Annotated in this window: 14 protein-coding genes; 8 read left to right on the top strand and 6 right to left on the bottom strand. The window is 36.4% G+C overall.

Going from position 1 to position 14,708, the window contains the following annotated elements:
• Window positions 1–41 precede the first annotated feature (41 nt).
• From gpmI to BST92_RS03450, 5 genes are all read left to right on the top strand, one after another.
• A complete protein-coding gene (gpmI, locus tag BST92_RS03430; protein ID WP_105070191.1) occupies window positions 42–1,556 on the top strand; it encodes a 2,3-bisphosphoglycerate-independent phosphoglycerate mutase in 1,515 nt (504 codons plus the stop codon).
• Between the two features lie 4 nt (window positions 1,557–1,560).
• Entirely contained in the window at window positions 1,561–2,142 is a 582-nt protein-coding gene (locus BST92_RS03435) for a thioredoxin family protein (RefSeq protein ID WP_105070192.1), read from the top strand.
• 48 nt (window positions 2,143–2,190) lie between these two features.
• Window positions 2,191–2,550, top strand: a complete 360-nt coding sequence (locus tag BST92_RS03440) for a cupin domain-containing protein (protein ID WP_036584272.1) — start codon at window positions 2,191–2,193, stop codon at window positions 2,548–2,550.
• Window positions 2,551–2,681: 131 nt separating this feature from the next.
• Window positions 2,682–3,491, top strand: a complete 810-nt coding sequence (gene map, locus BST92_RS03445; RefSeq protein WP_105070193.1) for a type I methionyl aminopeptidase — start codon at window positions 2,682–2,684, stop codon at window positions 3,489–3,491.
• A 27-nt stretch (window positions 3,492–3,518) separates the two neighbouring features.
• Window positions 3,519–4,292, top strand: a complete 774-nt coding sequence (locus BST92_RS03450) for a class I SAM-dependent methyltransferase (protein WP_105070194.1) — start codon at window positions 3,519–3,521, stop codon at window positions 4,290–4,292.
• Here the strand turns inward: BST92_RS03450 and BST92_RS03455 are convergent.
• Together BST92_RS03455 and BST92_RS03460 are read right to left on the bottom strand one after the other, a co-directional pair.
• On the bottom strand, window positions 4,276–5,310 hold the full coding sequence (locus BST92_RS03455; RefSeq protein WP_105070195.1) for an FAD:protein FMN transferase: 1,035 nt from the start codon (window positions 5,308–5,310) through the stop codon (window positions 4,276–4,278). The genes BST92_RS03450 and BST92_RS03455 overlap by 17 nt on opposite strands.
• Complete coding sequence (locus BST92_RS03460) at window positions 5,307–5,666, bottom strand: Na(+)-translocating NADH-quinone reductase subunit F (protein WP_105070196.1); 360 nt, start codon at window positions 5,664–5,666, stop codon at window positions 5,307–5,309. The genes BST92_RS03455 and BST92_RS03460 overlap by 4 nt, the downstream gene beginning before the upstream one ends.
• Before the next feature lie 115 nt (window positions 5,667–5,781).
• Between BST92_RS03460 and BST92_RS03465 the strand changes: the two genes are divergently transcribed.
• Genes BST92_RS03465 through BST92_RS03475 form a run of 3 tightly spaced genes read left to right on the top strand, consistent with a single transcriptional unit; the run spans window position 5,782 to window position 11,053 of the window.
• Window positions 5,782–8,718, top strand: a complete 2,937-nt coding sequence (locus BST92_RS03465; RefSeq protein WP_105070197.1) for a GH92 family glycosyl hydrolase — start codon at window positions 5,782–5,784, stop codon at window positions 8,716–8,718.
• Window positions 8,719–8,724: 6 nt separating this feature from the next.
• Window positions 8,725–9,708, top strand: a complete 984-nt coding sequence (locus BST92_RS03470; protein ID WP_105070198.1) for an isoaspartyl peptidase/L-asparaginase family protein — start codon at window positions 8,725–8,727, stop codon at window positions 9,706–9,708.
• Between the two features lie 10 nt (window positions 9,709–9,718).
• Window positions 9,719–11,053, top strand: a complete 1,335-nt coding sequence (locus tag BST92_RS03475) for a sugar MFS transporter (RefSeq protein ID WP_105070199.1) — start codon at window positions 9,719–9,721, stop codon at window positions 11,051–11,053.
• Window positions 11,054–11,174: 121 nt separating this feature from the next.
• Here the strand turns inward: BST92_RS03475 and nqrF are convergent, their stop codons facing one another.
• Genes nqrF through BST92_RS03495 form a run of 4 tightly spaced genes read right to left on the bottom strand, consistent with a single transcriptional unit; the run spans window position 11,175 to window position 14,706 of the window.
• Window positions 11,175–12,482, bottom strand: a complete 1,308-nt coding sequence (gene nqrF, locus BST92_RS03480; protein ID WP_105070200.1) for an NADH:ubiquinone reductase (Na(+)-transporting) subunit F — start codon at window positions 12,480–12,482, stop codon at window positions 11,175–11,177.
• 4 nt (window positions 12,483–12,486) lie between these two features.
• Entirely contained in the window at window positions 12,487–13,221 is a 735-nt protein-coding gene (gene nqrE / locus BST92_RS03485; RefSeq protein ID WP_006796019.1) for an NADH:ubiquinone reductase (Na(+)-transporting) subunit E, read from the bottom strand.
• A gap of 47 nt (window positions 13,222–13,268) precedes the next feature.
• Entirely contained in the window at window positions 13,269–13,913 is a 645-nt protein-coding gene (locus BST92_RS03490; protein WP_006796020.1) for an NADH:ubiquinone reductase (Na(+)-transporting) subunit D, read from the bottom strand.
• 4 nt (window positions 13,914–13,917) lie between these two features.
• Window positions 13,918–14,706, bottom strand: coding sequence for a Na(+)-translocating NADH-quinone reductase subunit C (locus BST92_RS03495; RefSeq protein ID WP_105070201.1), 789 nt, complete (start codon window positions 14,704–14,706; stop codon window positions 13,918–13,920).
• Window positions 14,707–14,708: the final 2 nt, after the last annotated feature.

The raw sequence follows: 14,708 nt of genomic DNA on the forward strand, positions 1-14,708 counted from the left end.
AAAAATCGCTTTTCTTAACTTTAGCTTTCAAAAGAAAGACATTGAACAAGAAAACGATATTAATGATTCTCGATGGATGGGGAATCACTCAAGACCCAAAAGTTAGCGCCATCGCTCAAGCACAGACTCCTTTTATAGATAGTCTATATGATAAATATCCACATGCAACACTGCGCACAGACGGCGAGCACGTTGGATTACCAGAAGGGCAAATGGGAAATAGTGAAGTAGGCCACATGAATCTAGGTGCTGGCCGTATTGTCTATCAAGATCTAGCCAAAATCAATAAAGCCATTAAAGAAGATACGCTTAAAGATGAGCAGGTTCTTGTTGATGCACTCGCTTTCGCGAAAGCGAATTCCAAAAAAGTTCACTTCTTAGGGTTATTATCTGATGGTGGAGTTCATGCGCATATAGACCATTTAAAAGCACTATTAGATGTAGCTGAAAGTCATGAAATAGAAGATGTTTTCATACATGCTTTTACAGACGGACGTGATGTAGATCCAAAGTCTGGCGCAGGTCACATTGAAAATCTTGAAAAGCATATCTCAGGAACAAATGCTCAACTAGCAACTGTTACAGGACGCTATTTTGCCATGGATAGAGACCAGCGATGGGATCGTGTTAAAAAAGCATATGATGTTATTGTTCACGGAATGGGACAGCCATCACATGATGCTACTAACTCTATAAAAGAGTTTTATAATCAAGGTGTTACTGATGAGTTTATAGAACCTATCGTGGTTCTTAATGGAACAGAACCAGTCGCTACTGTTGAGGATGGTGATGTAGTTATTTTCTTTAACTACCGCACTGATCGTGGTCGTGAGTTAACTCAGATGTTATCTCAGCAAGACTATCACGAGCAAAACACTCATGCATTAGATTTATACTATGTGACCATGACAAAGTATGATGACAGTTATAAAAATGTAAAGGTCATATTTGAAAAAGACAATCTAGTAAACACATTAGGTCAAGTACTTTCTGAGGCTGGTAAAACACAAATACGTATTGCCGAAACTGAAAAATATCCACATGTGACTTTCTTTTTTAATGGTGGTCAAGAAAAACCATTTAAAGGAGAAGAAAGAATTATGTGTAACTCTCCTAAAGTAGCAACCTATGACTTGCAACCCGAAATGTCCATCGATTGTGTTTCAAGTAGTATCATTCCCGAAATTAACAGACAGGCTGCAGATTTCATATGTCTTAATTTTGCTAATCCTGATATGGTAGGCCACACAGGCTCTATGGAGGCTGCAGTAAAGGCGTGTGAAGCTGTTGATCAAGCAGCACATGATGTCATAACAGCTGCGATGGAACAAGATTACACCATTATTGTTATTGCTGATCATGGAAATTGCGAGGTAATGCTCAATTCTGATGGATCTGTAAATACTGCACACACGACCAATCCTGTGCCTATTATTTTAGTCGATAAAGATTTAAAAGAAGTAAAAGATGGTATTATAGGAGACATTGCTCCTACAATATTAAAGTTAATAGGTGTTAAACAACCTGAAGAAATGACTCAAAATTCGTTACTTTAACCCTATGAAAAAGATTATACTATTATTAACCGTAATACTGTTAGCTAGTTGTGGAACACAAAAAGCAACAACAGAAAAAGAAGCAAGTGTTGCTCAACCTGAAGTACCGGCAACACCAGATCCACCTAAAACACCAGTTTTAGTTAATGGGCATTTATCTGGTGTTCAAACTAAGGATGCTTTTATGCAAGAGCCATTTTCAACATGGTTCACACCACGTTATAACGCATACAGTCTCGACGAAGAAACAAAAAGCACGCTAGCCGATGCTATGAAAGATGTTGAAATCAGAGCTTATATGGGAACCTGGTGCGGAGATTCAAAACGTGAAACACCTATGTTTTATAAACTATTAGATGAAGTAGGTTTTAAAGAAAAAAATCTAACACTAATTACTGTAGATAGATCAAAATCAAAACCAGAAGAATTAGTGTCTGGTTATAATGTAGTAAGAGTACCTACTTTTATCTTTTATCGCGGTGGACAGGAAATAGGTCGATATGTAGAACGACCAAGAGAAAGTCTAGAAAAGGATATTTTAAAAATAGTAACTGGAGTGCCTTATAAACATTCTTACGATAATTAAATGACAACTATAAACCCAGCAAATGCTGGGTTTCTTTTTAAAAGAATTATGAGCGCGATAAATCTGAATGAAAAACTCACCTTATTTCAAGAAACTTGGACTCCTAAGATTATAGGCGAGCTTAATGGGCAACAAGTAAAGCTTGCAAAGCTTAAAGGTGAATTTGTATGGCATCAACATGAGAATGAAGATGAACTTTTCTATGTGGTGAAAGGTCAATTAATCATTGAACTGAGAGATCAAACGATTACTCTTAAAGAAGGAGAAATGTACATCGTACCGCGCGGTGTAGAACATAAACCTATTGCGCATGAAGAAGTTCATGTCATGCTATTTGAACCTGCAAGCACAGCACATACTGGCGATATAGAACATGAGTTAACTAAAGATGAGTTAGACTGGATATGATTTCAGAAATCAGTCTTAATATTCTTTAGTGTTCTTTATGCTTGCTAAAACAAGCTTTCCTATCTGTTTTTAATTTTTATTTTTAAAAGCATCGCGTTTGGAATTGCTATTTTTGCACTTTATTACAATCTATGATAGTTACTAAAACTCGAGAAGAATTAGAAATAATGCGTCGTGCTGCACTTATGGTAAGTAAAACACTTGCTATGGTTGCTGCCGAGATCAAACCTGGTGTTACTACTTTAAAATTAGACACCATGGCCGAAGAATTTATACGTGATCATGGAGCTATTCCAGGATTTAAAGGTTTATATGACTGTCCTAGCACACTACTTATTTCACCTAATGAAGAAGTAGTACACGGTATCCCAAAGGATGTAGAAATAAAGGATGGTGATGTACTATCTGTGGACTGCGGTGCCATTGTAGACGGTTTTTATGGAGACCATGCTTATACATTTGCAGTAGGCGAAATACCTCAAGAGACGCAAGATTTATTAGATCGTACTAAAAATTCTTTGTACTTGGGTATTGAGCAATTCCGTGTAGGGAATCGTGTAGGTGATGTAGGCTATGCTATCCAGAATTATTGTGAAGGGTTTGGTTATGGTGTAGTACGTGAACTAGTAGGTCATGGCCTAGGTCGCACCATGCATGAAGATCCACAAATGCCTAATTATGGAAAGCGTGGACGTGGGAAAAAATTTATAGAAGGAATGACTGTTGCTATAGAGCCTATGATTAATCTAGGTACTAAAGACATCAAGCACTATCCAGATGGATGGACTATTAAAACTCGTGACATGAAACCTAGTGCACACTTTGAGCACGATATTGCAATAGTTGACGGCGAACCTCGTTTATTAAGTACGTTTGATTATATCTATGAAGTATTAGGTATTACTTCTAACGAGGAAGATCCTTATCGCTGGAAGGATTAAGTAAGGAATGATTTAGGATCAACTTTAATGAAAAAACTCTTTAAATTCTTTCTCAATCTTATCCCTAGACCATGGCTTATTAGTTTGAGTTACTGGGTGCGTCCAATAATGGCGTGGTGGTATCGTGGTGATCGATATACAGATCCTATAGATGGAAAATCATTCAAGAGCTTTTTACCTTATGGCTACGGAAACGTGAGAGAAAATGTCCTTTCTCCTTCTACTCTATCCTTAGAACGTCATCGTTTACTTTGGTTGTACCTTAATAGAGAAACAGACTTACTTACTCGTCCACAATCGCTATTGCATTTTGCACCGGAACAATGTTTTTATAAACGCTTCCGCGAAAGCGAAACTATAACATACACCACAACAGATTTACTTTCTCCACTAGCAGATGTCAAGGCAGATATTTGTAACCTACCGTTTGAAGATAACAGTTATGATTTTATACTATGTAATCATGTTTTAGAACATATTTCTGATGATGGGACCGCAATGAAAGAATTGTATCGCGTCTTAAAGCCTGGTGGGAAAGCCATCTTGCAAATTCCGTTAGAAAATGACCGAGACGTAACCTTTGAAGATGATTCTATAACAGATAAAGAAGAACGCGCTAGAATTTTTGGCCAGTATGACCATGTGCGAGTTTATGGAATGGATTATTTTGATCGTTTAAAATCTATAGGATTTGAGGTAACTGCGGTTGATTACACAGCACATCTTACTGCAGATGAAGTGGATAAATACAGACTAGCAAAAGGAGAATTAATCCCTGTAGTCACTAAATCTGTGGTTTAATATATTGATTAAAACCTGGCGTGAGTTCAAATCGCAGCATTCCATTATCATCAATATACATTATTATAACCTCGATTTCTGGTATGTTTTTGAGCAGTACTCTAGATTTTTCTAATGGCATTGCCATAAGGGCTGTCGCATAGCCATCTGCTAGTGTACAATTATTTGCAATGACATTAACACCTATGGCTTGTGATGGCTGGGCAAGTCCAGTTATAGGATTTACGGTATGAACATACTCGATTCCTGTCGCCTCATCAACTTTATACTTACGATAATTTCCACTACCGGCCATGGCTTTATCTTGTAAATTAATAGCCATAAGAGTCTTAGTTCCTTGAGCGCCGCTTTTGGGATCATTAATACCGACTAGAAATGGCGCATCCTTTTCTAGATTTTTACCTTTAGTTATTACTTCACCACCTACTTCTACTATATAATTCTCTACTCCTTTTTCATCCAGCATTCTAGCGATATAATCTACTAATGTACCTTTGGCAATGGCATTATATTCTAGATACATTCCTGGTTGTGTAGTTGTCACATGGTAACCTTCATCAAGTGCAGTTTTTTGTATATCCATTTTATAAAAACCTACAAACTGTAATAGACTATCAATTTGTTTTTGTGATGGAATACTAGTTTGTTCACCGTTTGCTCCAAATCCGTAAGCGTTTACTAAGTTTCCGACTGTAGGATCAAAGTATCCATCAGTCTTGCGATAGATCTCTTGAGCGGCATCAAAAACCTCTTTAAACGCTTTACCTACAACAACAGTAGAATCTCCATCATTAATTCTATTTATATCAGATCCAGGTACCCAAGTAGACATGCTTTGATTAAACATATCAATTATTGCGTCTATATCTTCTGTAAGCTCCAACTGCTCATCGTGAAAAGCTTTAATTCCATATGTGGTGCCTATCGCATTGCCTACAAAAGTTTGCGGTGCGGTTAGTTCTTGTTTCTTTTCACAAGAGATTACTGTAAGGATAAGTAATAGAATTAATTTTCTCATTTAATTTCAATTAGTCCAGCAAAATTCACGGTATAATCTTCTTCGTGATGCACTGGTATTTCATAATTCTTTGAATTAGCCAGTCCTACACCAGCATAATAAGTACGTGCTTTAAATTTAATGCCGTGATCTTTTAGTTTATTCATAAACGCTTGATCATACTCAACTGGATTTGCAGGATAAGAAACCGCCCTAACGACAACAAAATGTAATATTTTATCCTTGAGTGCCACAAACTGTGGATTCTTTTTAGGCTTAGAATTTATAGATATAAATTCAAACCCTAATTCTTCCATTTCCTTACCTACGATATTCATCGCTAGTTGATGTAGTTCTTGTTCTGTAAGTGGTGTCATGTTACAAAAATAGTCACTAACTCATCAATAGACTATAAAGGTTTACTTAAAACCACGAGCGGCTTATTAAAAATTTAGATATGACTATATTTAAGCACAAACTGACTCTACACCTATGAAAAGGATAACTCTTTTAATATTTTTTACAATTCTTATGTTTTCCTGTCAACAGAAAACAGAATCAACTATTATAGATATATCACAGGCAAAATCAGACCAACCACTTACAGAATACGTCAACACCTTCATAGGAACTGGTGGACATGGGCACACTTATCCTGGCGCAACTATGCCTTATGGGATGATGCAATTAAGTCCAGACACTAGACTCGATGGTTGGGATGGCTGTAGTGGTTATCATTATACAGACGACGTGATTTATGGATTCTCACATACTCATTTAAGCGGAACAGGTGTAAGCGATTACGGCGATATTCTTTTAATGCCTACTACAAAGCCTATTCTACACAACGGTGCCGATGGAAAAGAAGGCTACTCATCAAAATTCTCTCACGATAATGAAAAAGCAAGTCCCGGATATTATGAAGTGCATCTGGACGATACTGATATAGACGTGCGATTAACAGTTACAGAACGTGCTGGTATGCATGAATATCGCTTTCGCGAAAGCGAGAACCAATACGTCATCCTAGACTTATTACATAGAGATAAATTACTGGAGCATGATTTACAATTTTTATCCAATACTGAGATTTCTGGAAAAAGATATTCCAGCGCATGGGCTACAAAGCAAATGCTCTATTTCTATATAAAAACATCGCATCCTTTTTCAAGTTCATACGAGCTAGATGATTTGGAAACTACACCTACAATAGACGCCTTAAAATTTGACAACCCAAACAACGAACCAGTAACCATCAAAATAGGAATAAGTCCAGTAGATGAAGAAGGAGCAAAAAGCAATCTTGAAGCTGAAATAGGCATTAAAGATTTTGACACCATTAAAAAAGAGGCAAACAATGCTTGGGAAAAACAGTTAAATAAAATCATTATTGAAGATGATAATCACGATAATAAAGTAAATTTCTACAGCGCTCTATATCACACCATGATTGCTCCAAATTTATATCAAGATGTAGATGGTCGTTACAGAGGAATGGATTTAGAAATTCACGAAACACAAGATTTTGATTACTACACCGTATTTTCATTGTGGGATACTTATCGAGCTGCTCATCCATTATACACCATTATTGAACAAGAACGAACTAACGACTTTATCAACACATTTACTGCTAAATATGAAGAAGGTGCCATTATGCCCATCTGGGATTTAAGCGGTAATTACACTGGTTGTATGATAGGCTATCATGCCGTTCCTGTCATAGCAGATGCCTATTTGAAAGGAATACGCGATTATGATATTGATCTAACTTTTGAAGCTATGAAACACAGTGCTACTAGAGATAAACTAGGATTAGATTCATATAAATCATTAGGGTTTATTCCAGTAGAACTAGAAAGTGAATCTGTTTCTAAAACGCTAGAATATGCTTATGACGACTGGACCATTGCACAAATGGCTCAAGTACTAAACAAACCTGACGATTATAAAACTTACATACAAAGAGCTCAATATTATAAAAATCTCTATAATCCTGCCACAGGTTTTCTTCAAGGTCGTATACGCAACACTTGGTTTGCTCCCTTTAAACCTGAAGAAGTGAATTTTAATTATACTGAGGCAAATGCATGGCAATACAGTTTATATACTCCACAGGATATCTCTGGGCATATAAAATTGATGGGTGGAAATGCTGCATATGAAAAACACCTCGATGAAATGTTTATTGCACCCATGAAAACTTCAGGACGACATCAAGCAGATATTACTGGTCTTATAGGTCAATATGCACATGGCAATGAACCTAGCCACCACATGGCATACCTCTATAATTATGTAGGCAAACCTTATAAAACTCAAGAAAAAATTCATGAAATATTAACCACATTATATCACAATTTACCAGATGGCATATCAGGAAATGAAGACTGTGGTCAAATGAGTGCTTGGTACGTGCTCAGTTCACTAGGGTTTTATCCTGTGACTCCAGGTTCTAATCAATATATTATTGGCACACCTTTATTTGACAAAGCGACAATCAACTTAGAAAATGGTAAGCAATTCACTGTGGTAAAGCACGGTGACGGTAAGTATATCGCTTCCGCGAAAGCGAATTCACAACCACATAACAATTCATACATATCTCACGATCTTATTATGAACGGTAGTACGCTAGCGTTTGAGATGAGTAACGAAGCTACCGATTGGGGAACAGTTCAAGAAAACTGGCCAGAATCCTCTATTAAAGATGAACTTATTATCACACCACCATTTATAGAAAAAGGTAAAATCGCTTTTGCAGACTCTACCGTAGTTCATTTAAATCAGGTTAATGAAAATGCGACTATGTTCTACTCCAGAGATGAGTCTACCTGGCAAGAATATAAAGATCCTATTACTTTATTTAATGCAGGAACATTATCTGTGATCGCTCGTGATGGAGACAAAAAAAGTCCAGTGGTTACTACGGCTTTTTATAAATATGATAAGAATATGACAGTTACTCTTGGGCATTCTTATGCAAACGAGTACAGTGCTGGTGGAAACGATGCTCTTATAGATGGCATGAGAGGAACTGAAGATTTTCGTTCTGGAGCCTGGCAAGGCACTCAGAATGAAGACTTAGATGTAACTATAGATTTAGGCAACCCTAGAACCGTTAATAATGTAATAGTAGGATTTTTAAAAGATCAACGCAGCTGGATTTTTTGGCCTAGGACTATAACATTTGAATTCTATAATGAAAATGGTAAATTGGTAAAAGTCATCAATCGTGATTTACCAGAGACAGGAAAAGATGAAGTATCCAAAGTATTTAGACCACGCCTAGAAACTCCTGATATTAACGATAAGATTAAAATTATTAAAATGAAAGCAACCACCTATGGGAAATTACCTGAATGGCATTTAGGTCATCCATTTGACGGTACCTCATGGATTTTCATAGATGAAATTAACGTAAACTAATCCAGATTGAAAAGAAGACATTTTATAAAAAAAACAGCTCAAGGTAGTGCTGCGCTTACGTTGGGCGCTACATTACTGTCGTGTGTAGAATCAACAAATAAATCGATTATGACAAATAAAACAGCACCTATAGCTATTTGCACTTGGGGTTTTACCGAAGCTAATCGTACAGCCGGAAAAGCATTAGAAAATGGCCTAACCGCATTAGACGCAGCGATTAAAGGTGTTGCTGTAGAGGAAGAGAATGTAAAGAATACGACTGTAGGTAAAGGAGGCGCTCCAGATCGAGAAGGAAGCGTAACACTAGATGCATGCGTTATGGATTCAAATGGCGATTGCGGTGCTGTAGTTTGCGTTGAAAACATTACTAATGTGGCTGCATTGGCTAAAGTTGTCATGGAAGAAACTCCACACGTCATGTTAGCTGGAAAAGGCGCAGAAGAACTGGCGTATAAAAATGGTTTTCAAGCAGAGCAACTACTTACTGATTCTTCAGAGGCTGCTTATAGAGAATGGCTCAAAACTAGCGAATACAAACCTATTATTAACATAGAAAATCATGATACTATAGGAATGCTATGCATGGATCAACATGGTGATATCGCTGGAGCTTGTACCACATCTGGACTTTCATATAAAATGAAAGGTCGTGTAGGTGATTCTCCTATAATTGGATCTGGTTTGTTTGTAGACAATGAGATAGGTGGCGCCGCTGCTACTGGAATGGGTGAGGAAATCATGAAAACTGTAGGTAGTTTTTTAATTGTTGAATTGATGAGACAAGGTAAAACACCACAAGAAGCTTGTGAAGAAGCTGTAAAACGCATCATTACCAAAAATAAAAACATAGAAAATTTTCAAGTAGCTTATATCGCTCTCAATAAGAAAGGGGAAACGGGTAGTTACTGCATTCATCCAGGATTTGCAATGATGAAATATAAAGATGGCGTTAATGAACGTATCGCATCAACTGCAGCATTAGACTCATAGAAACTTACTCATGAATACAAAAAATAATTACCAAACTGCATTTGCATTTTTAACCATTTTATTTTTCATGTGGGGTTTTATAACCGTGCTTGTAGATGCTTTAGTCCCAAGATTAAAAGACGTATTTGAATTAAGCTATGGTCAGTCCATAATGGTTCAGTTAGCATTCTTTGGAGCATTCTTTTGTTTTGCTATACCATCCAGTTTTTTACTTGAAAAAATAGGTTATCAACGAGGAATTGTTCTTGGCCTATCTATAATGGGATTAGCCTGTTTGCTATTCTATCCAGCTGCAAGCATGAGAGAATTCTGGATATTTATTACCGCCTTTTTCACATTGGCAGCAGGGATTACCTTATTACAGGTAGCTGCAAATCCTTATGTCACACTACTAGGTGATGAGAAAACAGCATCAAGCAGACTTAATCTATCACAAGCTTTTAACAGTTTTGGGACATTATTAGCTCCCGTAGTAGGTGCCATATTTTTACTAAGTGATACCGTAATGGACAGTAAAGCAATTGAGAAACTCAATGAGTCAGATCGCTTAGATTATTATGCCAATGAAGCATTAACTGTTCAAGAACCATTTATCATAATCGCAATTATACTGTTTGCACTTGCCGCTATTTTTGGTTGGAAAAAACTACCTTCTTTAATTAAAGCAGCTCCAGTTGGTGGATATTCTCAACTATTAAGTAATAAAAAATTCCTTTTTGGAATGCTGGGTATTTTCATGTATGTAGGTGCCGAAGTTTCCATCGGTAGTTTTTTGGTCAATTATTTTCAAGAACTCGAGGTAATAGAAAATATTAAGAATAACGGGTTTTTTAGAGGTTTATCTTCTTTTCTGTTAGTAGGCAAAGACATAGATCAATTAGATGCTAAAGCTGTATTAGGATCTTTTGTAACCCTATATTGGGGTGGTGCGATGATTGGTAGATTTATTGGTGCTTTTTTAATGCGTTTTATCAGTAGTGGCAAATTACTTATGATATTTGGTATGCTAGCTATAGCAATGATAATCATATCTGTGAGCAGTAATGGAACCACAGCTATGTTCACCATTTTAGCGGTAGGACTATTTAACTCCATCATGTTCCCTACAATTTTTAGTCTCGCCTTAAATGGACTAGATAATTTAAAAGCACAAGCTTCAGGATTACTAGTTATGTCTATCGTGGGTGGAGCAGTTATTCCTAAAATAATAGGAACCATAGCAGACGTGGTGAGTACAGATAACGAAGGTAATCTAACAGGAACAGGTCTAGGAGTTGCGTTTCTTTGCCTAACACTTTGTTATGGCTACATCGCATTCTATGGATCTACAAAAAGAAATTTATAAGGCCAATATGATATTAAAATCAAACTAAATGTAAACAGATGGTATTTATTATTTTCAAATTATCTACCATAAAAAAACCCGACTTAATAAGTCGGGTTTTTTACTATAATAAAAATGATTATTATCCTCCAAAATCATCAAATCTGATGTTCTCATCTGGAATTCCAAAATCCTCACCCATTTTTTGAACCGCTTGATTCATCAATGGTGGACCACAGAAATATAACTCAATATCCTCTGGTGTATCATGATGATTTAAATAGTTATCAATTACACAGTTGTGAATGAAACCTACAAACCCATCACCTTCACCATCTATACCATCTTTTACTTTCCAATTATCTTCTTCTAATGGTTCAGATAATGCAAGGTAAAATTTGAAATTAGGAAAATCTTTTTCTAATGCTCTAAAGTGATCTAAGTAAAATAATTCGCGTTTAGATCGACCTCCATACCAGTAAGTTACTTTTCTACCGGTCTTAATCGTACGGAACAAGTGATATAGGTGAGAACGCATAGGCGCCATTCCTGCTCCACCACCTACATAAAGCATCTCTGCTTCAGATTCATTGATAAAGAATTCACCATAAGGACCTGATACCACAACTTTATCGCCAGGTTTCTGATTAAAAATATATGAACTAGCAACACCAGGATTTACATCCATCCATCCGTTCTTTGCTCTATCCCATGGCGGCGTAGCAATACGTACATTTAACATAATATCACGACCTTCAGCTGGATAAGAAGCCATAGAATATGCTCTTTCTACGGTTTCAGGATTTTTCATCACTAGTGGCCATAAGTTAAACTTATCCCATTCTGCTTGAAATTTATCTGGTGTATCATGCTCTTCTGGGTGAGCAGTAATATCCATATCTTTAAAGTTAACTGTACACTCTGGAATTTCAATTTGGATATATCCACCTGCTTCATAATGCATATCTTCTGGAAGACGCACTACAAATTCTTTAATGAAAGAAGCAACGTTATAATTACGTACCACTTCTGCTTCCCACTTCTTGATTCCGAAAACCTCTTCAGGAATCTCGATTACCATGTCTTGTTTTACCTTAACCTGACAACCTAATCTCCAACCTTCAGCGATTTCTTTACGCGAGAAATGTGGTTCTTCAGTAGGAAGTATTCCACCACCACCTTCTTTTACTATACACTTACACTGGATACATGTTCCACCACCACCACAAGCAGATGGTAAGAATAGTTTATTATCACCTAGTGTACTTAATAAAGTACTACCAGATCCAGTAGTTAAATCTCTTTCTCCATTCACGTTAATGGTCACTGGACCAGATGGAGATAATTTTTGCTTTACTACTAAAAGAAGCGTTACTAATAACAAGGTTAAAAGTAAAAACGCTGCTACTGTAGCAATAATCGTTCCCGTAGTTCCTGCTGCTAATATCATTCTATTACTGGTTTACTTGTGTTAGTTTATCTTCTAATGCAGTCGCTTGTATAGTCAACTCATTACTCTCATCTACAGGCATTACAGATAATTCATTTGTATCTGACTTTTCTTCTTCATCACCACCGGTTAACATTCCACCAAAACTCATGAAACCAATAGCCATCAATCCAGTAATGATAAATGTAATTCCTAATCCTCTTAATGGAGCTGGTACAGATGAGTAACGGATCTTTTCACGTATCGCTGCAATAGCTAGTATCGCTAGAAACCACCCTATACCAGAACCTACACCATAAGTGGTAGCTAATCCTAGAGTAGCAATCTCTCTAGATTGCATGAATAATGATCCACCTAAAATCGCACAGTTTACAGCGATAAGCGGTAAAAATATACCTAGTGAATTATATAGTGATGGCGAGAATTTCTCTACGATGATCTCTACTAATTGTACCATGGTTGCAATAGTTGCTATAAACATGATAAATGATAAGAAACTAAGGTCATAAGAAGCATACTCTGCACCTAACCATTTTAAAGCACCAGGTTGTAAAATGTACTGATCCAGCATCCAGTTCAATGGTACGGTAATCGCTAGTACAAAAATTACTGCAGCACCTAATCCTACTGCGGTAGAAACTTTCTTAGACACGGCCAGGTAAGAACACATTCCTAAGAATGTAGCAAATACCATGTTATCTATAAAAATTGATTTGAAAAATAATTCTATATGTTCCATATTGTATGTTTTGAATTACGCTTTCGCGAAAGCGTAATAACCATTATCTAGTCCTCTATTAAAGCTTTATTTCTACTACGTTGTACCCATATAATAAGACCAACAACAATTAACGCCATAGGAGATAAAAGCATGAATCCATTATTCTCATATCCTATCGCATACAATCCAGTCTTTTCTATAGGGTCTCCTAACACTGGGAAACCTAATAAGGTACCCGAACCTAAAAGTTCTCTAAAGAAACCTACTAAGATTAAGATAAAACCATAACCAGCTGCGTTTCCTATTCCATCAAGGAAAGATCTCCATGGTCCATTACCTAATGCAAAAGCCTCAAATCGACCCATGATAATACAGTTTGTGATTATTAATCCAACAAATACAGATAAGGTTTTACTTAATTCATATGCATAAGCTTTTAATACTTGATCAACAATAATTACTAATGCAGCTACTACTACTAGCTGTACTATAATTCTAATTTTAGAAGGAATAATATTTCTCATTAAAGAGATAACCACGTTACCTACACCTAGTACAAAAAGTACAGAAATAGACATTACAATCGATGCTTTCAACTCTGCAGTAATTGCAAGAGCAGAACAGATCCCTAATACCTGAATGGTAATTGGGTTATTGTCTAATAATGGATCTGATATTAGCTTACTATCTTTTTTTGATAAAAGTCCCATATATCTATTTCTTTAAAGTTTTAAAATAAGGCACATAAAGACCTAGGTCTTTTTTAATCATTGCTGTCACACCATCACCTGTAATGGTGGCTCCTGCAATGGCATCTACCTCATAATCGTTTTTATCATTGTTCTTAGGGTCTGCGTTACCTTTTGCCACGGTAATTCCTTTAAAAACACCAGACTCATTAAGTAAGTGCTCTCCTGTAAAATCATCCATGAAATAGGTTTGCTTAATGTTAGCACCTAGGCCTGGAGTTTCTCCTTTATGATCAAAATAAGCACCTTGTACCACCATATCTTCATCTACAGCTACATAACCCCAAATCGCATCCCATAAACCTTTACCTCTAATAGGTGCTACATATAATGTTTTACCTTCTGGATTTTTACCTACAAATAGTGGCAACAAACGTGTACCTTCAGTCTTTTGAAGATTCTGTTGTTTCTTAACATCAATTAAATATGGTTCTTGGTTAGTCTCATCCATATATTCTTGACGAGTTTGAGTTTTAACAATACTTCCATCTTTGAAAGTAAGTACTAATTGCTCAGTAACATTCTTTTTAAATTCCTCAGGCGCTTCACTAGCATCAACAAAGACAGCAGAACTACCTTCGTTATTATTAATTCCTAAAGCATAAAGTATGTTTTGTTGCTTTTCTATTTTCTCGTTTTGAGCAATAGCAGGACTTAAGCTAGATGCTAAAAAGGCTAATATTCCACCTACCACGATTACCATTCCTACGGCAAAGAGTAAGGTATATGAATTTTTATCAGTTCTATTTTCCATGA

The organism is Nonlabens arenilitoris, assembly GCF_002954765.1.
Lineage (GTDB): Bacteria > Bacteroidota > Bacteroidia > Flavobacteriales > Flavobacteriaceae > Nonlabens > Nonlabens arenilitoris.

What these genes read in the sequence shown, in the direction of transcription:
- nqrF (WP_105070200.1), bottom strand. Translation starts at nt 12,482, where the DNA reads ATGATATTAGCAGCAGGAACTACGGGAACGATTATTGCTACAGTAGCA.
- BST92_RS03475 (WP_105070199.1), top strand. Translation starts at nt 9,719, where the DNA reads ATGAATACAAAAAATAATTACCAAACTGCATTTGCATTTTTAACCATT.
- nqrE (WP_006796019.1), bottom strand. Translation starts at nt 13,221, where the DNA reads ATGGAACATATAGAATTATTTTTCAAATCAATTTTTATAGATAACATG.
- map (WP_105070193.1), top strand. Translation starts at nt 2,682, where the DNA reads ATGATAGTTACTAAAACTCGAGAAGAATTAGAAATAATGCGTCGTGCT.
- BST92_RS03435 (WP_105070192.1), top strand. Translation starts at nt 1,561, where the DNA reads ATGAAAAAGATTATACTATTATTAACCGTAATACTGTTAGCTAGTTGT.
- BST92_RS03490 (WP_006796020.1), bottom strand. Translation starts at nt 13,913, where the DNA reads ATGGGACTTTTATCAAAAAAAGATAGTAAGCTAATATCAGATCCATTA.
- BST92_RS03460 (WP_105070196.1), bottom strand. Translation starts at nt 5,666, where the DNA reads ATGACACCACTTACAGAACAAGAACTACATCAACTAGCGATGAATATC.
- BST92_RS03450 (WP_105070194.1), top strand. Translation starts at nt 3,519, where the DNA reads ATGAAAAAACTCTTTAAATTCTTTCTCAATCTTATCCCTAGACCATGG.
- BST92_RS03455 (WP_105070195.1), bottom strand. Translation starts at nt 5,310, where the DNA reads ATGAGAAAATTAATTCTATTACTTATCCTTACAGTAATCTCTTGTGAA.
- BST92_RS03495 (WP_105070201.1), bottom strand. Translation starts at nt 14,706, where the DNA reads ATGGAAAATAGAACTGATAAAAATTCATATACCTTACTCTTTGCCGTA.
- BST92_RS03440 (WP_036584272.1), top strand. Translation starts at nt 2,191, where the DNA reads ATGAGCGCGATAAATCTGAATGAAAAACTCACCTTATTTCAAGAAACT.
- BST92_RS03465 (WP_105070197.1), top strand. Translation starts at nt 5,782, where the DNA reads ATGAAAAGGATAACTCTTTTAATATTTTTTACAATTCTTATGTTTTCC.